General features: G+C 45.9%; 19 protein-coding genes and 1 other annotated feature. Of the genes, 5 read left to right on the top strand and 14 right to left on the bottom strand.

Annotation, left to right across the window (positions count from 1 at the left end):
- Positions 1–12 precede the first annotated feature (12 nt).
- The 6 genes from KNP98_RS02290 to zapA all read right to left on the bottom strand — a co-directional run bounded on the left by KNP98_RS02290 (position 13) and on the right by zapA (position 6,429).
- The gene (locus KNP98_RS02290) at positions 13–906 is read right to left on the bottom strand and encodes a YitT family protein (protein WP_034800851.1); all 894 of its coding nucleotides are present in this window, start codon (positions 904–906) and stop codon (positions 13–15) included.
- A 188-nt stretch (positions 907–1,094) separates the two neighbouring features.
- On the bottom strand, positions 1,095–1,502 hold the full coding sequence (locus KNP98_RS02285) for a DUF350 domain-containing protein (protein ID WP_029331108.1): 408 nt from the start codon (positions 1,500–1,502) through the stop codon (positions 1,095–1,097).
- Between the two features lie 10 nt (positions 1,503–1,512).
- On the bottom strand, positions 1,513–3,879 hold the full coding sequence (locus KNP98_RS02280; protein WP_214810625.1) for an endonuclease MutS2: 2,367 nt from the start codon (positions 3,877–3,879) through the stop codon (positions 1,513–1,515).
- On the bottom strand, positions 3,880–5,595 hold the full coding sequence (gene polX / locus KNP98_RS02275) for a DNA polymerase/3'-5' exonuclease PolX (protein ID WP_088837578.1): 1,716 nt from the start codon (positions 5,593–5,595) through the stop codon (positions 3,880–3,882). It abuts the gene before it with no gap.
- A gap of 45 nt (positions 5,596–5,640) precedes the next feature.
- A complete protein-coding gene (locus KNP98_RS02270; RefSeq protein ID WP_088837579.1) occupies positions 5,641–6,189 on the bottom strand; it encodes a CvpA family protein in 549 nt (182 codons plus the stop codon).
- A gap of 3 nt (positions 6,190–6,192) precedes the next feature.
- Positions 6,193–6,429 carry a cell division protein ZapA gene (zapA, locus tag KNP98_RS02265; RefSeq protein ID WP_012371043.1) on the bottom strand — a complete coding sequence of 79 codons (237 nt, stop codon included), beginning with the start codon at positions 6,427–6,429 and terminating at the stop codon, positions 6,193–6,195.
- A gap of 120 nt (positions 6,430–6,549) precedes the next feature.
- Between zapA and rnhC the strand changes: the two genes are divergently transcribed.
- Entirely contained in the window at positions 6,550–7,476 is a 927-nt protein-coding gene (gene rnhC / locus KNP98_RS02260; protein ID WP_088837580.1) for a ribonuclease HIII, read from the top strand.
- Between the two features lie 14 nt (positions 7,477–7,490).
- Here the strand turns inward: rnhC and KNP98_RS02255 are convergent, their stop codons facing one another.
- Positions 7,491–8,960 (bottom strand): UDP-N-acetylmuramoyl-L-alanyl-D-glutamate--2,6-diaminopimelate ligase, encoded by a 1,470-nt coding sequence (locus KNP98_RS02255; RefSeq protein ID WP_088837581.1) that lies wholly within the window; start codon positions 8,958–8,960, stop codon positions 7,491–7,493.
- A 133-nt stretch (positions 8,961–9,093) separates the two neighbouring features.
- Between KNP98_RS02255 and KNP98_RS02250 the strand changes: the two genes are divergently transcribed.
- The 4 genes from KNP98_RS02250 to KNP98_RS02235 all read left to right on the top strand — a co-directional run bounded on the left by KNP98_RS02250 (position 9,094) and on the right by KNP98_RS02235 (position 12,819).
- On the top strand, positions 9,094–9,756 hold the full coding sequence (locus KNP98_RS02250; RefSeq protein WP_088837582.1) for a response regulator transcription factor: 663 nt from the start codon (positions 9,094–9,096) through the stop codon (positions 9,754–9,756).
- A complete protein-coding gene (locus KNP98_RS02245) occupies positions 9,740–11,125 on the top strand; it encodes a sensor histidine kinase (protein WP_214766544.1) in 1,386 nt (461 codons plus the stop codon). Before KNP98_RS02250 ends, KNP98_RS02245 begins: the two co-directional genes overlap by 17 nt.
- A gap of 78 nt (positions 11,126–11,203) precedes the next feature.
- Positions 11,204–11,641, top strand: a complete 438-nt coding sequence (locus tag KNP98_RS02240) for a MarR family winged helix-turn-helix transcriptional regulator (RefSeq protein WP_214766546.1) — start codon at positions 11,204–11,206, stop codon at positions 11,639–11,641.
- Complete coding sequence (locus KNP98_RS02235; protein ID WP_088837585.1) at positions 11,638–12,819, top strand: MFS transporter; 1,182 nt, start codon at positions 11,638–11,640, stop codon at positions 12,817–12,819. Before KNP98_RS02240 ends, KNP98_RS02235 begins: the two co-directional genes overlap by 4 nt.
- Before the next feature lie 49 nt (positions 12,820–12,868).
- Here KNP98_RS02235 and KNP98_RS02230 read toward each other — a convergent pair whose 3' ends face one another.
- From KNP98_RS02230 to KNP98_RS02200, 7 genes are all read right to left on the bottom strand, one after another.
- Positions 12,869–13,573 carry an ABC transporter ATP-binding protein gene (locus tag KNP98_RS02230; RefSeq protein WP_088837586.1) on the bottom strand — a complete coding sequence of 235 codons (705 nt, stop codon included), beginning with the start codon at positions 13,571–13,573 and terminating at the stop codon, positions 12,869–12,871.
- A gap of 4 nt (positions 13,574–13,577) precedes the next feature.
- Entirely contained in the window at positions 13,578–14,990 is a 1,413-nt protein-coding gene (locus KNP98_RS02225; RefSeq protein ID WP_214810624.1) for an ABC transporter permease, read from the bottom strand.
- Positions 14,991–15,154: 164 nt separating this feature from the next.
- The gene (pheT, locus tag KNP98_RS02220; protein ID WP_214810623.1) at positions 15,155–17,551 is read right to left on the bottom strand and encodes a phenylalanine--tRNA ligase subunit beta; all 2,397 of its coding nucleotides are present in this window, start codon (positions 17,549–17,551) and stop codon (positions 15,155–15,157) included.
- A gap of 12 nt (positions 17,552–17,563) precedes the next feature.
- Positions 17,564–18,586 (bottom strand): phenylalanine--tRNA ligase subunit alpha, encoded by a 1,023-nt coding sequence (gene pheS / locus KNP98_RS02215; RefSeq protein WP_029331121.1) that lies wholly within the window; start codon positions 18,584–18,586, stop codon positions 17,564–17,566.
- Positions 18,587–18,634: 48 nt separating this feature from the next.
- Positions 18,635–18,850: a binding site (T-box leader), on the bottom strand.
- 44 nt (positions 18,851–18,894) lie between these two features.
- Positions 18,895–19,650 carry a TrmH family RNA methyltransferase gene (locus KNP98_RS02210; protein ID WP_214766552.1) on the bottom strand — a complete coding sequence of 252 codons (756 nt, stop codon included), beginning with the start codon at positions 19,648–19,650 and terminating at the stop codon, positions 18,895–18,897.
- A gap of 3 nt (positions 19,651–19,653) precedes the next feature.
- Positions 19,654–20,736, bottom strand: a complete 1,083-nt coding sequence (locus tag KNP98_RS02205) for a M42 family metallopeptidase (RefSeq protein ID WP_088837589.1) — start codon at positions 20,734–20,736, stop codon at positions 19,654–19,656.
- Between the two features lie 12 nt (positions 20,737–20,748).
- On the bottom strand, positions 20,749–21,231 hold the full coding sequence (locus KNP98_RS02200; protein WP_214766554.1) for a dUTP diphosphatase: 483 nt from the start codon (positions 21,229–21,231) through the stop codon (positions 20,749–20,751).
- Positions 21,232–21,239 lie beyond the last annotated feature (8 nt).

Raw genomic sequence — 21,239 nt, 5'->3', positions numbered from 1 at the left:
CCTCGCTTCATCTTATCGTGAAGGATACGTAAATCCTTCTCCGATGACTTCACGTACTTTATGAATGACGACGAAAGCTCGTGGGTCTGCTGCTTCGACAATTTGTTTTAGTGGCGCGAGTTGGCGTTTATCGACAATCATATAGAGCATGTCATTTTTTTGTTTCGTAAAATGACCATGACTATGGATGACAGTCGCACTTCTTCCGAGTGTTTCCGTCAGCACAGTCGCAATCTCTTCTTGACGGTGACTAATGATTGTGACCGCTTCTCGAACATTCAGGCCTTCGCTGACGAGATCAATCAAATAAGAGCCGATGATGATTGCAATCAATGTATACAGCATCGTTTCTTCACCGAATAAGAACCCGGACGCTCCGACAACGATGACATCGATGATAAACATCGAGACTGCAATCCCGAGGTTCAAATATTTATTCATCAGACGGGCGATGATGACACCACCACCTGTCGTCCCCCCTGCGCGGATAACAAGACCGATTCCGACCCCGATCAAAATCCCTGCGTAAACCGTCCCGATCAGACGATTATCTGACGAAGTCGTGAATGATGCCGTCGTCGAGAGGACGAAGGATGTCACCGCAACCGAGATGACCGAGTAAATCATCGTTTTCCGACTTAAGAAACGGTAGCCGATGATGAAGAGAATAGCGTTCGCAAGGAGCGAAACAAGTCCCGGATCCCAGCCATACAGGTAATAGAAGATGACCGTAATCCCAATTAATCCACCTTCAGATAAATCATTCGGTATCGTAAAGTAATTGACGCCAAATGATAAAATGGCGGAACCAACGATAATCCAAAAAATATCCTTCCACGAGATGGCTTGCATGGCTTCGAATGCACGTCGTCTCGTTTCATTTGTTGTTGTTTTTCTGACATTCATTCAATGTTCCTCCTTCATATGAAAAGTAGTCCTCACTCCATAAAAATTCCGCACTGAATGAAGTTCAGTACGGAATGATCACTTAGCAAAGCCAGTTCTTTTAATTCATAAAGATCCATAACAATCCGACGACTAAAAAAGCAATCGAGACACCAAACATAATTTTTGCTAACCGTTCTAACACAAGCTCACCCCACTAACGCAGAACCGATGACGAATGACATCCCAATCGAGAGAGCACACGCAATGATACCGACTGCGATGTTTCCTTTTTCGATTTCTCGGTCTACTGGGAGATTAGGTGTCAAGAACTCAAAAATCCAATAGGTCGAGATTAACAATAAAAATCCAAAAGCACTCTCTAAAAAAATTGCCCCGACACGTTCTTCACTTTGGACAGCGAAATGAACGATGTTTGCGAGTCCGATGATTTTTCCGCCTGTCGCTAGAGCAACAGCGATGTTTCCACTCTTGATATGTTCCCAGTTCCGATACCGTGTTGTCAACTCAAACAGTGCAAGACCCATGATAATTAAGAGACCCGCAACTGAATAGAGCGCCGTCGTATAGACGTAGACGTTTTCAAAGATGTTCATTCGCGTTTCCTCATTTCAATTCGATGATTGTCACGCCATGTCCACCTTCACCTTGACCACCGAGTCGAGACGTCTTCACGTGACGATTGCCACGCAAGTATTCCTGCACACCTTGACGCATCGCACCCGTCCCGAGTCCATGAATGACACGGATATGATCATAGTTCGACAATAACGCCTGATCCATGAAACGTTCCAGTTTCGATAGACCTTCTTCTACCCGTACACCGCGTAAATCGAGTTCGGCTGACGGAGACGATTGTTTTGTGATACTTGAACTTCCTGACCGTTTCGTTGTCTTCTGGGTTGGTTTGGCTGCTCCGATTTTAGCGAGATCACCGGGCTTGACGTTGACTTTCATGATACCGACTTGAACCGTGTAGTCGCCGTTTGAGTTTTGATTGATGATGTAGCCTTTTTGATTGAAGGTCGTCACTTTGACTTCTTCACCTTTAGCAAACGTCGGCGTTTTATCATGTTTCGCTTTTACTTTCGCAATCCGCTGATCTTGTAAGGTCGGTTTTGCTTGTTCGAGCTGCTTGCGGGCTTCAATCAATTCATGTTCCTTGACGGCACCTGCATCACGGAGTTCTTTCAGGCGTTTGATAATAGCCTCCGCCTCTTTTTGAGCGCGTTCGACGGCTCGTGTCGCTTTTTCTTCTGCTTTCGCTAAAATTTCATTTTTCTCCTCAAAAATTTCAGCTTGTTCCTGTTCGAACTGTTCGCGCTCTAATGTCAGTCGCTCTTTTTCTTGTTGTAGTTCTTGCTCGAGTGATTCGGCACGTTGTTTCGCTTCCTCGAGTCGACCAATCATCGTTTCGACAGACTGAGCATCGCTTCCGACTTGACCACGCGCTGCCTCAATCACCATGTCCGATAAGCCAAGTCGTTTCGAAATTTCAAAGGCATTCGAGCGACCCGGGACACCAATCAGTAAACGATAGGTCGGGCTGAGTGATTCGACATCAAATTCCATCGAGGCATTGACGACACCTTCACGATTATAACCATAAGCTTTCAGTTCCGAATAGTGAGTCGTCGCGGCGACACGTGCTCCGCGACACTTGACTTCATCGAGAATCGCAATCGCGAGTGCCGCCCCTTCCGTCGGATCAGTTCCTGCTCCGAGCTCATCAAATAGGACGAGGCTCATGAAGTCAATCTTCTCCATCATCGAGACGATGTTCGTCATGTGTGAACTAAACGTCGAGAGATTTTGTTCAATCGATTGTTCGTCACCGATATCTGCATAAATCGCATCAAAGACACTCAGTTCCGTTTCGTCGGCTGCCGGCACGTATAATCCGGACTGGACCATCAGTTGCAGAAGACCAATCGTCTTCAACGTGACGGTTTTCCCACCGGTGTTTGGTCCAGTGATGACGAGTGATGTAAATTCGCCACCTAAGGAAACGGTGATCGGGACGACATCTTCATCCGCAATGAACGGATGGCGCGCTTCTTTTAAGACGATTCGCCGTTCTTCATTCAAGCGTGGCTCGACGGCACGGATTTGATGACCATACAACGCTTTCGCCATGATGAAATCGAGTTCTGCCAACACATCGAGATTAATCCGTAATGAATCTCCGACGGCACCGACAAGTGCCGATAACTGGGCTAAAATGCGTTCGATTTCGGCACGTTCTTTGAGACGCGCTTCTTGGATTTCGTTATTTGCGGCAACGACGGCTTGTGGTTCGATGAACAGTGTTGCACCAGACGCTGATTGATCGTGGACAATCCCGCCAAATGCTTGACGGTATTCTTGTTTGACCGGGACACAATAACGGTCGTTTCGCATCGTGACGATGGCATCCGACAACATCTTCGATTTACTGCGTAAGACACCGTCGATTTTCGAACGGACTTGTCCTTCGAGTGAGCGCAGCTGACTTCTTAACGACCGTAGTTTGTCACTCGCAGAGTCTTGGACGACGCCTTGGTCATCAATCGCATGACGAATCCCTTGTTCGATTTCGACGAGCTTTGTAATTTGCTCGATTCGGCTGTCGAGTGCCGGCAATCGTAAGTCGGGATTGTCCTCGTGCAGCCGTTCTTGAAAAGCTTTCACTTGGCGTCCGGAGTAAACGACGTCTGCTACAGCCAACAATTCACTCGTCGAGAGGATTGAACCAATCTCAGACCGTTTGACTTCACTACGCACATCCGTTAAACCGCCGAACGGATAACGGTCGCGTAGACGATAGACCGTCGTCGCTTCCGTCGTCACGGCTAAGAGTGCTTTGACTTGTTCATAATCTTCTGACGGTTGCATATTTTTGACGAACTGTGCTCCGAGCGAGCTAGCCGTTTGTTTGATGAGTAAGTCTTTCAATTTATCATATTCTAAGACGCGTAATGCGTTAGCATTCATTTAATCCACTCCTAAACGTTTTCGATCAAAGAAGGCACGCGCCTCCTGCGCCGTCCACGTATTGATGACATCTGTTGGTTCCAAGTATGCTTTACGTGCATGGAGGACTCCAAGTTTCATGTCTTCTAACATTTCTGGACGGTGTGTGTCCGTATTAATCATGATTTTAACACCCGCTGCCTTTGCTTTCGCGAGCGAAGCCGCCGTTAAATCAAAACGTGCCGGGTTCGCATTCAGTTCAAGCGCTGTCCCTGTCTCTGCCGCCAGTTCAATCAGGCGATCAACATTGACGGCATAACCTTCGCGCCGACCGATGATTCGTCCTGTCGGATGGGCAATGAGTGAGACATAAGGATTACGACAAGCATTTTCTAACCGTTGCATGATTTCAGTTTCCGTCTGATCAAACTTCGAATGAATCGAGGCGATGACGTAGTCCATTTCCTGCAAGAACTCATCCTCATAATCAAGTGATCCATCCGGCAAGATATCCATCTCGACACCACATAAGATTGTCATGTCGGGATGTTTCTTACGCGCGGCTTCAATCTCAACACGTTGTTTGCGTAAGCGATCTATCGTCAATCCGTTGACGAACTTCATGTATTGGCTGTGATCCGTGATGGCCATCCACGAGTAACCGCGCGCAGCACAAGCATCGACGAGTTCTTCGACTGATAAGGTTCCGTCCGACCACGTCGTATGCATATGGACATCCGCTTGGATATCTTTTTCCGTAATCAGTCGCGTCAAATCTTGTTCAAACTCGTGGCGCCCGCTACGTAACTCTGGTGGGATGAACGGCAAGTCATACCGCGCGAATAATTCATCCTCTGTTTGTGGTTGGAACAAACCGTCTTTCGTCTCGACACCGTATTCCGAAATACTCTCACCACGTTCTTTTGCGAGTTGCCGCATCCGAACATTATGATCTTTCGACCCTGTGAAGTGATGTAACGTCGAGGCGAATGCTGCGTCGTCGACTAAGCGGAAGTCGACTGCGATATAGTTCGTATCGCGTTTTAAGACGACCGATACTTTCGTCTCACCTGCCGCGATGATTTCATCGATTTGCTCAAGCTCGAGTAATTGTCCTTTGACGACTTCTGCTTGATCTGTCGACAAAATAAAATCAAGATCCTTGCACGTCTCTTCCGCGCGACGGAAACTTCCGCCAACTGCGAATCGGATGATTCCTTCAAATGCCGTTAGTGTCTGTTCGAGTTCACTTACGATTTTTCGCATGACACCGTACGGTAATCGTTCCGGTCGTGTTTCAAAGGTTTCGAGTGCCTTCACGTATTTTTCGACTGTCTTTTTCCCGAATCCCGGCATCGCTTCGACTGTACCATCCTCCAGTTTTTCGGCAAAGGAATCTGCATCGATGACACCGACATCATGTAATTTTGCGAGTTTCTTACCTCCGAGACCTGGAATCTTCAGTAGCGCAATCAGACCTTCTGGCACTTCTTGTTCCAGTTCCGAGAGTGCCGTACTCGTGCCTGTCGTCCGGAATTCTTCAAGGACCGCCGCTGTTCCTTTGCCAATCCCTTTCATCGCTGTGAAATCTTCAATGTCCATGAAATCGTGTTCTGCCGCTTCTAATATACTTGCCGCCTTACGAAAGGCATTGATTTTAAATGGGTTTTCACCTTTTACTTCGAGATAAACGGAAATCCGTTCTAAATGTCGAATCGCATCTTGAGTCGTTCGCATCGTCAATTCTCCCCTCAAAAAAAGCCCCCAGTTAACGGGAGCGCGTTATTTTATCAAACCGACTTTCGTCATGAGCCATTCCGCTAATAACGGTGTATGTTGAATCATGAATGTCGCCAAGCTCGAATTCGCAATGGCATCTTGAATCGATTGGACTGGCGCAAAGGCTGCCAAAAATAGAATCAAGAACACGAAAATATACATCTCGATGAATCCAAATATACCGCCGAGTAAACCTTTCACTTGTTTTAACACTGGAATGTTCGTCAAGGAATCAAACATCGATAAAATCATTGATAAAATGATTTTTGTCCCGAAAAACAGAACGATGAACCAAAATGCTTTATAAAATACTTCATCTAACCCAATTGAGCTCGGAATTGAAAACATCGTTAAATCAATTCCAGCATCGTCGAGTGTTGATGGATATGGAACCCATAATTTAAATTTTGCAGCTAACTCATCATAAAACGAGAGTGCCACGATGAACGAGATCAACAGACTCAGTAAATGTCCTGCTTGCAAAACAACGCCTCGACGGACACCTGTCATCGTTCCTAATGCGAGAAATAATAAAATAACAAAGGTAATCATAGTTTAAAGTTCACCCAAATTCTTTTTGATTTTTACGTAATCACTACCAATATTGAGAGCCGCTAAAACGGCAATTTGACGAACGTCGAGTTGTGGTGCTTGGTCTCGAATTTCCCGAATTTTTGTATCGACGAGGAGACCCACTTCACGTACGTGTTCTGGCGACTCCGTCCCGACAATCGTATAATCATTACCTGCGATATGAATCGTCGTCCGGTTCAGCCCTTCTGAATCAGCCATTATTCTGTCCTCCTCATACTTTGCTTCTTTCATATAGTACCATCATTTTTGAAATAGGAAAAGAAGTCCACCATCGGTCTAGAGGATGGTATGCTTGTTGTCTGAAAGGATGATCTATTTATGGGAACCGTCGTTTTAAAATTACCAAAGGATAAACAAGAAGTCGTTATTTCTGATTTTCAAGCTTCTCGTATCACATCGCCACCATATGCCCGCTTTGCTGCACGCACGAAAACCTGTGTCGTAACCATCTATAATTCAGGAAAAGTAATGTTCCAAGGCACAGAAGCTGAGGCGATTTCTGCCCGTTACGGAGCCCCGCTCTTAAAGAAAGCCCCTTCTACTGCGAGTGGACTGCTTCCGAGAGACTTCTCGACTTGGTCAGTCATCGGTAGTGATGAAGTCGGGAAAGGAGACTTCTTTGGTCCGCTCGTCGTCGTTGCCGCCTATGTAGATGCACAACAAATCGAGCTCGTCCAAGAACTTGGTGTGCGTGATTCCAAAAATGTCTCGGACATCGAAATCCGAAAGATTGCCCGCGACCTTCATGCCGTCATTCCGTACGAATTCCGAATCCTTCATAATCCAGACTACAATCGGATGCAGCGTACGATGACACAAGGAAAGATGACGGCACTTCTACACAATTCAGCGCTAGGTGGTCTGCTCGAAAAGCTCGAAGCCACTCCAAAAGCGATTCTAATCGATCAGTTCGCAGAAAAAGCGACCTATTATAAACACTTGTCTGGTGAAGTAAACCAAGTCAAAGAGAACGTTTATTTTTCGACGAAAGCAGAAGGACTTCATGTCGCTGTCGCAGCAGCATCCATCCTCGCCCGCGCGATCTTTTTGAAAGAGATGGATGTACTCAGTCAACAAGCGGGTACAGAAATTCCGAAAGGTGCAGGTGCAAAGGTCGATCAAGTCGCTGCATCACTTTTATTGAAACACGGTCCAGATCAATTAAAGAACTGGACAAAATTTCATTTTGCTAATACAAAAAAAGCGACACAATTAGCTGAAAAACGAAACCGACCATCATCCTAAGGAGTGGTCGGTTTTTAAATGGCTGACTCTTTTCCTTTCAAACGCCCTAACTCCGCGAGAAGAATTTTCGTTTCATTGAACGGGACACCTTCAGTCCCGATTCGCTCGATTTCTTCGTGTCCTTTTCCGACAATTACAACGCGTTTTCCTTCGAGCGCAATTTCAGCTGCCGCGAGCAAGGCATTTTTTCGATCTACGTGACAAGAAATGATTTTATCAGACGAAATATCCACGCTCAGTTCATCAATAATTTGTCTTGGATCTTCTCGTCTCGTATCGTGAACCGTGACTATAATTCCTGCACAATATTGTGCTGCAATTCGTCCCATTTCCTGACGTTTCGTCCGGTCACGTTCACCCGCTGCACTTAATACGACGTATAATGCCTCATTCGAAACGGATAGCGCTTCCAAACATTTTCTTAACCCGTCTGGAGTGTGCGCATAATCGATATAAATTTCCGTTCCTTCAAACGATAGCCGCTCGAGTCGCCCTTTGGGTAAACGAAGCGACGGGATATGTCGAATTAATTCATACATGTTGACCTCGCCTGTTTTCATCAATCCGATCGCGGCTGCTAAATTGGCCGCATTAAAGTTTCCGAGTAGCGCGATCGGGACTTCAGTAGTCGTTCCGTCAATTCGAACATTTACCGATTCCTCTCGCCATTCGACTACAATTGATGCTTCCGATTCTATCTTTGTCGAATACCACGTGACAGGAACATTTGCCCCGGCCCGCTCCATGACGTGACTCGCCGCGTCTTCCTCATTTAAGACGAGTCCCTTCCCGTCATTCCTCGCTACTTGTTGAAACAACATGCCTTTCGCTTCCGCATACTCTTCCATCGATTGATGATAATCCAAGTGGTCATGTGAAAGGTTCGTGAACGCCGCTGCGTGGAAGGATACACCTTCTACACGTCCCTCAACTAACGCATGTGACGATACTTCGAGCATGCAGTCCGTTACGCCATTGTTGACCATTTCGTGTAATAAACGATGTAAGATGACAGCTTCCGGTGTCGTATTTGGTGTCTCAAAACGTTGCCCATCAATCAGAGCACCTACCGTACTGATCATTCCCGTTCGTCTTCCGGCAGCTCGAAACAAGTCGTAAGAAAGTTGCGTCGTCGTCGTTTTCCCATTTGTTCCAGTAATACCGTAGACTCTCATCTTTTGACTCGGATGGTCATAAAAAAAATCAGCAATCTTTCCTGCTGCTTGTTTCGTATCCGGTAAGAGAATCGTTGGAATCCCTACTACCCCGACTTGTTTTTCAGCAAGAATCGCAACCGCTCCGTTATCTTTTGCTTCTTGTACATATTGATGCCCATCTACCGTATAACCACGAATGCAGATGAACAGGCTCCCCGGCTTCACTTTGCGTGAGTCCGTTTCAATGCTTGTAATCACTGGGTTTTCTTCAGTCGTTAACTGGAAAGGCGAAAGCAAGTCTGACAGTAATTTGTGTTGATGATTCATGGTGTTCGCTTCCCTTCTATGTTCAAAATCCGAATTTGATTTTGATCCATTCTAGCATTTTCTAAACAGTCTTCCAGTAATCTTCAGTTAAACTTCAGGTAAGTATGCTACAACTAAAGTTGAGGTGAAAACTATGACACATATATTAATAGCAGAAGATGAATTCGATATTCGTGAACTGCTTACGGAATTACTTGAATCAAGTGGATATAACGTTTCCTGTGCCACAAATGGGATGGAGGCATTAAAGTTATATCAGTCCGATTCATTCGATTTAATCATTTTAGATATCATGATGCCCTATTTTGATGGTTTTGAAGTCGCACGCAACATTCGAAAGCAATCACAAACACCAATTATTTTTTTGACAGCCTTGCAGGATGAGGAAAATCAAGTGAAGGGATTTGACCTTGGAATCGATGATTACATCGCCAAACCCTTCTCACTTCGGATTTTACTACGAAGAATTGAAGCGATCATCAGACGAATCCAAACGAACTCTGAAGAACAACTCTCTTTTCGAGAGATTACCCTATTTCCGTCAAGCTATAACGTTTTAATTTCAGGAATTCAAACGACGTTGACCCTCAAGGAATTTCAAATCCTTCATTTATTACTTGAAAATCCTGGACGAGTCTTAGAGCGCGAACAGTTGATTCAACAACTTTGGGGATTCGATGCATTAGGAGATACACGTTTTTTAGATACACATATTAAAAATTTACGTAAAAAAATTGATTTACCTTACATTCAAACCGTGAAAGGGGTCGGCTATAAACTTGAAGCGACTAATTAAACGTCCACGCATCACGGGAAAACTTTTTTTCCTGACGATGAGTTTGTTGATTGTGGCAGTTCTTTCGACGATTGGTTTTTTATATGCGACATTACCTTCTTATTATCAAAGTTATCGGGAAGAGCAATTTCACGCGACGATGGCTTCTCTTCAAGAAGAGAGCACGCATCTCTCGAGCGAAAATCTCCTTCCGCTGCTCGATCAGTTAACGGCAAAAGGGATTCGTTTTTCCTTATGGACGGAAGAAGATCAATTGTTATACGCACCTGGTTTTGGACGTGGACCGGTTCGACGAACTGCCAATACTTCTCCTGCTGGAATAATTCAAGATTCAATTCCGCTTCAATTAGTAGACCAAACTGTCATTTTAGATGTCGATCAGATGATTCAGCCAATCGATGAAGTGAAAAGCGTTATTTTAAAATTAGCGCCCTATATCGTCTTACCCTTGCTTCTGCTAGCAGGTCTTGCCGCCTATCTGTATTCGCGCATCATCTCACGCCCACTCTTAACAATTAATCAAGCAACAAAAGAACTGGCGAACTTGAATTTTTCCGTCCGAACCCATCATACTTCTGCCGATGAACTGGGTGATTTGTCACGAAACATTAACCAATTGGCGACTAAACTTGAAGTCACGATGGAGTCGCTTCAAACATCCAACGAACAATTGCGGTTCGAGTCCGAAAAAGACCGTAAGCGCGATGCGGAACGTCGTCAATTATTCCTCGCCATCTCACATGAACTCAAAACACCCGTCACCATTGTGAAAGGTCAAATTGAAGGAATGCTGTTAAACCTCGGTGCCTATCGTGACCGGGATCATTATCTAGCTCGGGCGGGGCACGTCATTGAAGATATGGAGCGACTCATTGCCGAATTGTTAGAAGTCGCTCGTGTTGAGCAAATGAATCTTCAACTCACACCAATTAACCCACTCACATTAATCAAGCATCAATTGCAACAGTTCGATCAGTTAATTGTCGATCGCAACCTCGACATCGTCCTCATAGAAAACGAGTTGACTGTTCAAACCGATGCCCAGTTACTTGAACGGGCACTCCATAATCTCTTGATGAATGCGATTTCCTATACCGCTGTTAATGGAACGATTCATATCGAGTTCGAACAAGGAGACGAGTTGACGTTGCGCATTACAAATTTCCCAACGACCCAAGATTCGAGTGAGACCGCTGCCTGGTTTAATCCTCTCGAACGCTCTGAGCAATCCCGAAATCGTATGCATGGTGGCAGCGGGCTCGGACTTTATCTCGTTCATCAAATCATGGAACGACTAGACATCGATGCTACTCTTCAAGGAAGTCCCAATCAGGTTCAATTTGCAGCACGGTTCAAATCAATCGTTTAAGATTTCCTCCTTGCCAAACACTAACTTCATTCGTTATACTCCTTTAAGTTAACTAGTTAACTTAAAGGAGGTTTTTTAATGTCATCCCAACAAGAAGATATTCTTGGTCAACTTTCAAAAGTGGCACGGCTCGTCAAACGAGATATCGACGCCGTCCTTGCCCAACATTCTTTGCACACTGGTCAATGGGCATTGTTAAAAGCAGTCTCCTTACTTGAACCGGTGTCGCAAATCACCCTCTCGAAATACTTAATCATCGAAAAACCAGCTGTCACGAAAACGGTCGTTCGCTTAGAAGAACTAGGCTTCATCTCTCGGAAATCCGTCGGACGACAACGCCTTGTTGAATTGACACCACAGGCAAGAGCTGCTTTCAATGGTATCGATGAAGCAGTCCAGGCAGCACATCGCTTGTTCCTAGGTGAACTATCAAAAGAAGAACAACATTCTTTAGAGATTTTGATGACCCGTCTGCTGGCGACCCACCGTCCTGTCGAACAGGAGGAATCTTCTTGAATCGTTTATTCCACCGTCACTATGTAACGACACTCGTCGTCAATCTACTGTTGTTCATCACCTTTTATTTACTGAATGCTTCCTTACCTTTACTGGCCGCACAACAGTTCAATGTTTCTCAAAGTTCGCTCGGTTGGGTCGTAACGGCATTCATTTTAGCAACGGTTTGTTCACGTCCTTTAATCGGACATTGGCTCGATCGTTATGAGCTCAAACGAATGTTACTGTTGTCCGCTACATTTTTCATGATTGTCAGTTGCTTATATCTCATCGTCTTACCGCTCGAATCATTCAGTCTGTTATTGATCATTCGTGTCTTACACGGGTTTAGTTTCGGAATGATTTCTTCTTCACTAAGCCTAAGCGTAACCACGCTGATTCCAACACCTCGTCAAGGGGAAGGAATGGGCTATTTCGTCCTCTCGATGAACCTTGCTTCCGTTCTCGGGCCGGTCATCGGATTGACGTTGATTGCACACGATGCGCTCGTCTGGTACTTCGTAACGATTGCCCTGCTTGCGATTTGTTCGTTTAGTTTCATCTGGCGTTTACCATTAACGAGTAGTCACGTTACAAGTTCCGCACCATTTCGTTTACGGCAGTCGTTATTCTTATCAAGTCCTGTCTTGCTTCTTGCAACTGTTCTTGCTGGTATTGCGATTTCAAGTACATCCGCGTTCATTTCGCTGTATGCAGATGCGATGGACCATGTCACTTATGCCTCTTACTTTTATGGCCTTGCTGCACTCGGCATGGTTGCCATTCGTCCTTTTGCCGGTAAGCGGTTTGATCGACGCGGACCAGCCTCTGTATTGGTGCCATCGTATGTTTTATACGCCGTCGGTTTTTTAGTACTCGGACTGTTCCCGACACTTCCCGGATTATTGTCCGCCGCCCTCATCATCGGAATTGGTTCCGCTTCGATTTTCCCAGGGTTACAAACCGTCATGTTGACCTATGCGGCTCCCGCACAAAAAGGCAAGGCGATTTCGACATTCTTTCTCGCTTACGATAGCGGGTTCGGAATCGGTGCTTTTCTTTTGTCAGGCATCGCCGCGAAAGTGGGTTACTCGAACATGTTTTTGATGTGTAGCCTCATCGTCGTCAGTAGTGGACTCTTATACGGTTATTTCCGTCGATCAACGTTGCTTTCAACTAAACAAAATATTGCTTCTTAAAGCGCTCAAGGAAAACTCTCCCGTCTAAAGACGCGAGAGCTTTTTCGGATCAACGTGCAGGAACGACCTCGCCTTCTGTAACACGTTTCTTCTCTATAAAACGCTGTTTCTTCAATTCAATGATATGATCGGCAGCGCGGGCGACTTCCGCAGAGTGCGTCACCGCGATGATGCAACGGTTAGAACGGTGAGCAAGTTCTTGAAATAGCCGAATGATGTCCGTCGCAGTTTTTTCATCGAGCGCTCCCGTCGGCTCATCCGCAAGAATGATTGGGGCTTCCGTCGCAAGGGCACGTGCGATGGCGACACGTTGCTGTTGACCTCCACTCAACTGCAGTACATTTTTTGTCGCATGGGCTTCGTCGATTCCGACCTGTTCAAGGAGATTTTGGGCATGTTTCTTTTTTCCTTTTATGCGTTGTCCACTCAATTCGAGTGCGACAATCACGTTATCCAATGCGTTCATATACGTCAATAAATTAAACGATTGAAAAACGGTCGCAGCATGTCGTGAACGATACGTCGTCAATCCGATTTTTCGAATATCGCGACCTTGATACGTAATCTGTCCTTCTGTCGGTGAATCAAGTCCACTCAACAGACTGAGAGCCGTCGTTTTCCCGGAACCTGATTCACCGAGAATTGCATAAAACCGTCCGGCCTCGAACTGCATCGAGACATCGTTCAAGATCCGTTGTTGCTTGCTTCCTGATGTATAGGCATAGGTGACGTTCGTCATTTCTAAAGTCGTCATAGTATTAATCCTCCCGTAATAGAATTTCTTTTGGATTCATCCGTAGTAAGGCAAGTGAAGGTAACAAGACAGATAAAAAGACGATTAGACTTCCAATTTCGATGACTTGAAGTAACGTCGTCCAATCAATCTTCGTTGTCATCTCTGTAATTTGTGGAATGCTATCTAACACTTGTTGTCCGCCGCGTCCACCCGGACCGCCAAAACCAGTCTGCGTTGCGACCGAACTAGCCGTTTCCGTCACCTCGCGGTTCAAAAGCTGATCTGTCATGAATTGTGATGTCATGCCACCTGTCGCATACGTGACAAGGAAAGCAATTGCCGCAATCGCAAACGTTTCAATTAGTAATTGCCCCATTAATTTCGAGCGTTTTTCACCCATCGCCAGTAAAATACCCATTTCTTTTCGACGTTCCCGGACGGATAATAAAATCAACAGCGCTAAAATCAAACCACCTGCGATACTAACAAGATAGACGACAGATTTTGAGAAGGACGCGACTTGTTCAATCGGTCCAACCATTTTTTGATAAGCAGCATCATTCGCATCCAGTGTGAACGTATCCCAGTCGAGTGGTGAGACCGCCATCGCTTCTTTTTTGAACGTATTGATTTCAGATGGATCTTCTAGCGCGTAGACGACACTCGATACACTGACCGTTCCTTCTTCAGTCGAGAAGCTCGCGAGTGTATCATTTGCAATGTACATCTGGTTCATCGGGTCCATGAAGCCTGCCGCTCGGAAATTCGCATCGGATGTCGCTTCCGTCGATGCCGATAACCCAATGATCGTCACTGTTACGGAATTTTCGGTCGTTGTCGATGTCAGCTTAAACGTATCCCCGACTTTGAGATCATTTTCAGTCGCTAAGTTTTCATCGATGACAACACTTTTTTCTTTAGCATCGGTAGTCAATGCTTCTCCATCCACGATTTTCAATGTACCGTTCGTGTATGTATCAAGTAGTTCCATGTTCGTCACACCATTTAAAGAGAAATCTGGCATCGTCATCCCTTCAGGCATCTCTCCCCCTCGCCCACCACCTGAGTTCGTTGATTCACTCTCAATCGGTGTGAGATCACTTGATGTCGCTGTCGTTTGTGCCAGGTAGTTGACGGACTTGACTTCATCTAGTTGTTCGATTGCTTCAACATCCGTCGTATCAATCGCTACTTCTTCTGGTCGTCCACGTTCACCTGACGCTTGTCGTTCCTGCATTTGCTTTTGTCGATCGACTTGTAGTGTCACTGTCGCCCCTAACTCTTTTCTCGCCTCTTCTCCCGCCGATTTAGCAGCATTCTGAATCGCGAATCCTGACAGTACGAGTGATCCGATTACCGTCAAAATAATCAACATGATCATCGTCTTTCCCTTTCGCGCTACAATACTTTTTCCTGCCCGCTTCAAAAAATTCATTTTTCGTGTTCCTCCTTTAATCTTCTAAGCTCATCTTATGCAACGTATCTGTAGTCTAGCTGTAGTTCGACTGTATCTTGAACGAAGAAACGGCCGAAACGCAAAAAAAACGAGAATGACAGTGACGTCATCCTCGTTTTAACTCATGTGATTCGATTGACCGGTTACGCACGAAGTTCTGCGTCGAACGCTTTTGTTAAAGCCGATACGACATGTTCGTGTGCTGCTGTGACTTCTTCATCGACCAAAGTCCGTTCCTTATTTTGATAACGGAGCGAGAAGGCGAATGATTTTTTGTTTTCACCGACGTTATCGCCCGTGTAGACATCAAATAATGTGACATGTTGTAAAAGCGGACCTGCTGCTTGCATGATCACTTGCTCCACTTCGCTTGCTGTGACCGATTGATTGAGGACAATCGCGATGTCGCGCGTCATCGATGGGAAACGGGACATCTCTTGATAGACGACCGGCTCTTTCGAGTGAAGTTTCATGGCATCGAGTTCAAAGACGTAGACTTCTTTTAAGCCATACTGCTCTTTCGAGAGTGCTGGATGCACTTGTCCGACGAACCCAATCGCTTCACCGTCCATCAGTACACGTGCCGTCCGACCTGGATGCATCGAATCGATGACCGCCGCTTCGTATGTCAACTTGACATTGAATGCCTCTGCTAACGTTTCGACGATTCCCTTGACAACGAAGAAATCCGTTTTGACCATTGTGCCATGCGCACGGTGTTGTTCCGCTAGTCCGACAGCGACTCCGGCGACCAGTTCTTGTTCGATCGGCAACGTCTCAAGTGACGCATCACGCTGGAGGTAAACGCTCCCCAGTTCGTAGTAAGCGAGGTCGGCATGTTGACGTGCGACATTGTGTTGCGCGACTTCGAGTAACCCTGGAATCAATGATGTCCGAAGTGTCGAACGTGCTTCGCTGATCGGCATCGCCAACTTAACGGGATGGAGATCTGTTTGTTCATTGAATTGCATCGCACGTTGTTCACTCGTCAGTGAGTACGTGATGGCTTGCGATAAACCGGCACCTTGTAAGAGACGACGGATTTGACGGCGATGTTGATTCCGTTTCGGCAAGAAACCGCGGCTCGCTTCTTGCGGTAAGCTCGATGTCAATGCATCATACCCATAGAGTCGTGCGACTTCTTCCGCGATATCAGCCGGAATCATCAAGTCTTGGCGACGTGTCGGTACACTGACCGTTAGTGCATCTCCTGATAACTCAACTTCGAGTCCAAGGCGTTCTAATAACTCTTTCATGACCGTACCTTCGATTTCCATTCCGAGACGATGATTGATATACGAGACACTCGCTTCGATTAAGTGATCATCGAGTTGAAGTGTACCTGCTTGGACCGTTCCAGCAAGGACTGTTCCACCAGCAAGTTCAGCAATCAATGCGGCTGCCCGGTCGAGTGCTAACAAGACACGACGTGGGTCGACCCCTTTTTCAAAACGTGAACTGGAGTCCGAACGTAGTCCAAGGACACGACTCGTCTTCCGGACAGATGTCGGTGCGAAATAAGCCGATTCGAGGATGATTGACGTCGTTGTTGCGTCGACTTCTGTATTTGCACCACCCATGACACCTGCAAGTGCGACGGGCTTTTCGCCATCTGTGATGACGAGCATCGAAGGATCGAGTGTCCGTTCGACTTCGTCAAGTGTTTGGAAGGACTCTCCCGTTTTCGCTTGACGAACGACGATTTGCTGCCCCAGTTTTTCAGCATCGAATGAATGAAGCGGTTGTCCTGTTTCAAGTAAGACGAAGTTCGTCACGTCGACGACATTGTTGATTGGACGAATCCCGTTCGCAATCAAGCGGTTTTTGAGCCAAAGTGGCGACTCACCGATGACGACATGTTGGATTTCACGCGCCGCATAAAACGGACATTCCTCCGACTCAAGTGTGACAGCAAGTTTCGTTTTTTCTTCATCTTCCGTCACGTCGATTGCCGGGAAAACAGCCGTCGTATTTAAGATACCTGCTACTTCATGCGCCACACCGTACATGCTCAAGCAATCAGAACGGTTCGGTGTCAAACCGAGTTCTAATACTTCGTCATGCAGACCAAGTAGTTCTAAGACGTCTTGCCCTGGTGTGACCGGCTCACGGAATGTATGAATGCCAGCTTGCTCATCTTCACGAATATACTTTTTCTCAAAGCCAAGTTCTTCAAGTGAACAAATCATGCCTTCAGAAACGACTCCACGCAGTTTAGCTCGCTTAATTTTAATGCCCGGAAGGCGTGCTCCGACACGGGCAACGATGACATCTTGTCCTGCTTCAATGTTTGGTGCACCACACACGATTTGGACCGGTTCTTCTTGTCCGATATCAACCGTCGTGATGTTTAGCTTATCCGCTTCCGGATGCTTTTCTTTTGTTAATACATGACCGACGACGATATTGTTCAAATCGGCGTCACGGACTTCGACACCCTCGACTTCGATCCCACTCTTCGTAATTAAGTCCGCCAGTTCCTCACCGGTTTTCTGACTGACGTCAACGAACTGCTGTAACCATTGTTTTGAGACTAACATCTGTTTTCCCCCTTAAAACTGTTCGCTGAAGCGAACGTCATTCGTATAGAAGTGGCGAATATCATCGACCCCATATTTCAACATGGCGATTCGCTCAATCCCCATCCCGAAGGCAAATCCAGACATTTTCGTACTATCATATTCTGCCATCTCAAGGACGTGCGGATGAACCATACCGGCACCTAAAATTTCAATCCAGCCTGTTTGTTTACAGATATTGCACCCTTTTCCACCACATTTAAAACACGAGACGTCGACTTCGACGGATGGTTCTGTGAACGGGAAGAAGCTAGGGCGTAACCGGATTTCACGTGCCTCCCCAAACATTTGCTTCACGAATGCTTCGAGCGTGCCTTTTAAGTCTGCCATTGAAATCGACTCTCCAACGACGAGTCCTTCCACTTGCATGAATTGGTGTGAGTGCGTCGCATCGTCTTCATCGCGACGATAGACTTTCCCTGGGCAAAGAATCCGAATCGGTTCACCTTTCGAAGCGAGCATCGTCCGCGCTTGGACAGGTGACGTATGGGTCCGCATCAGAATTTCATCCGTGATATAAAATGAATCTTGCATATCACGTGCCGGATGATCTTTCGGCAGATTCAACATTTCGAAGTTGAACAAATCTTGTTCGACTTCAGGTCCTTCTGCAATCGTATAACCGAGTCCAACAAAGATGTCCTCGATCTCGTCCGTGACTTGTTGAAGCAAATGCGCTTGTCCGACTTTTTTCGGTCGACCCGGAAGTGTCACGTCAATCGCTTCAAGCGCTAGTTTTGCGTCCATTTCTTGTTGCTTGACGTCTACTAAACGTTGCTCGAGTTCTGTTTGGATGACACCACGAACCGCATTTGCGATTTCACCGACGACCGGACGTTCTTCTGCTGATAATTTTCCCATTCCACGTAATACTTCTGTGATCGGACCTTTTTTTCCGAGATATTTGACACGGACATCATTTAATTCTTTTTGTGTACTGGCTTGATTCACGAGTTGTAACGCTTCGTCGCGAAGTGCCTCTAATTGTTCCCGCATGCTCGTCACTCCTTTTTTTCAAATAAAAAACGCCCCTTCAGCAAATGCCGAAGGGACGATTTAATTAAATCGTGGTACCACCCTTGTTCGACTTGAATCCATCAAGTCCTCAAGTAGCGCGATAACGGGCGCTTCCCGTCACGATCTCTCGTGCGACTCCGGAGTGAATTCAGCTAGCGGATTCGTAAAGAAGCTTGCAGTCTAAGGCTTCTTCTCCCTAATCGAATCGTTCTCTAACCTACTCTGTTCCATCAACGTCTAATTAAATGTTCTACTGTAACTCACTTTAGCATGAACGCTTCAGTGATTCAATCGACCGGAGCAAAATGATACAGTAAAATTCCTGCTGCAACGGCTGCATTGAGTGATTCCGCTTTTCCGCGAATCGGAATGTAAGCACGTCCATCACATTGGTCGAGCAATTCCGGTGATACACCTTGTGCTTCATTCCCGATGATGAGTCCGATTGCACCAAGATTTTCGACTTCTGTATACGGATTGGCATTGCGTAGTGCCGTTCCAAGAACGAACACTCCCAATTCATGCAAGTCTTGAATCGCTTCATCAAGCGACATCATGATGACCGGCAAGTGGAAAATCGAACCTTGTGTTGCGCGGAGGACTTTGCTGTTATAGACATCAACTGTCCCGTGACCAATGATGACACCATCGAATCCAGCCGCATCGGCTGTCCGAATCATCGTTCCGACATTACCCGGGTCTTGCAGACGATCGAGTAATAGGTAACGGCCACGCTCTAAGCGCTCTGTTTGCTCTTTCATCTCACAAACTGCGAAAATCCCTTGTGTCGTTTCTGTTTCTGACAAGACTTTGGCAACTGATTCGTCAATTGTGATTAAGTCAGCCGCATTTTTCTTCCAAGAACCCGGAACTTGAACATCCTCACGGACAATCAATTCTTTGATGATTCCAGCACGAACAGCCTCTTCAACGAGATGCTCTCCTTCAATGAGGAAACGTTTTGTCTGAAGACGTCCTTTTTTTGTTAAAAGCTTTTTCCATTGTTTGACGATCTCATTCTTCGTAGAAGAAATATGTTTCATGGTTTACCCCTCGTAAATCGCTTGGACTGCTTGCGTATCTAAACGTTTCGTAACGGCAACGATTAAATCGACTGCTGCTTCGAAATCTGCTTTATGCATAATGGAAACGTTCGTATGCAAGTAACGAATTGGTACTGTCAATGCGAGCGAAGGAACTCCTGTGTTCGATAAATGGAATTTCGCAGCATCCGTCCCACCACCCGGTGTTAGGTCCAATTGATATTTAATGTTTTCTTCTTTTGCGACACCTGTGACGAAATCGATTAATCCACGGTGTGCGATCATCGTCGCATCAAACATGATGACTTGTACACCTTCTCCAAGTTTTGACAATGCTTCGCGATCCGTCATTCCTGGTGTATCACCAGGGATTCCTGTGTCAACAGCAAATGCAATCGATGGATGAATCAAGTTCGCAGCCGTTTGCGCGCCACGAAGCCCAACTTCTTCTTGCACCGTTGCTCCTGCAAAAATCGTGTTCGGATGTCCTTCTTCTTTTAAACGTTTGATGGCTTCAATCGCAATCGCGCAGCCAATCCGATTGTCCCAAGCTTTTGCCATCAAGAAATTCTCATTTTTCATCACAGTAAATTCGCAATGTGGAACGACCGTATCTCCTGGTCGGATTCCCCAACCTTCGACTTCTTCTTTTGAAGTAGCACCGATATCAATAAACATTTCTTTAATATCGACTGGTTTATTGCGCGCTTCCGGTGGTAAAACATGAGGTGGTTTCGCACCGATTACGCCTGGAATGACTTCTCCAGATGATGTCACAATGTTCATACGCTGTGCCAGAAGCACTTGTCCCCACCAACCACCGAGTGGTTGGAAGCGAAGAAACCCTTTTTCATCGATCTTCGTTACCATGAATCCAACTTCATCCATGTGACCGGCAATTAAAATACGAGGCGCATCATCTTCTGCCCCTTTGTGTTCCGCGAATAAGCTACCTAACCCATCTTGATGGAATGCTTCAGCGTGAGGTTCTAGATACTCCCGCATGAGCTGGCGTACTTCTTTCTCGTTCCCGGGTACTCCTGTTGCATCCGTTAGACGCTTCAACATATGTAATTGTTCATTCATCTGATTTCCTCCTCAGTAACCGTTGTCTTGGCGAACATGATTCGCCTCGTTTTTTGAAACATAAGCCTTGAAAATCATTTCTTGTGTAAAACCAAGTGTAGCACCTAATGCTAGGTATGCACCAATTAAAACATCGTAACTTTGTTCTGTTCTTGAAATCGCGAACACATTTGTTTTATTGTAAACATCTAAAAACGCGTCTGTCGCAGTCAAGTAATAATCCCCTTCAACGAATCGATCTTTCTTATAATCAAGAGCTAGACCGAGCGATAGGAGGAAATGGACGCCATCGACATATTCCTCAAGAATCGTAACTTGTGCTGATGGTCCCTTTGTCGACCAGAATTTAAAGCAACGTGTTTCATTCGCCAGTTCGCCTAACTCTACTAATAGGGCAAGCAACCGCTCATCAAACTGATTCCCGGTCAAATTATGTTCTGACTGGATTCGTTTATCTAACTGTTCCTGCATCTCAAAAAGTGTCAACCAGTCCATCTTAATTC

Origin of the sequence: Exiguobacterium sp. s127 (assembly GCF_018618695.1) — a bacterium.
Taxonomy (GTDB): domain Bacteria; phylum Bacillota; class Bacilli; order Exiguobacteriales; family Exiguobacteriaceae; genus Exiguobacterium_A; species Exiguobacterium_A oxidotolerans.
The sequence above is the reverse complement of the archived record's forward strand: the minus strand, read 5'-3'. Positions and strand labels throughout refer to the sequence as shown.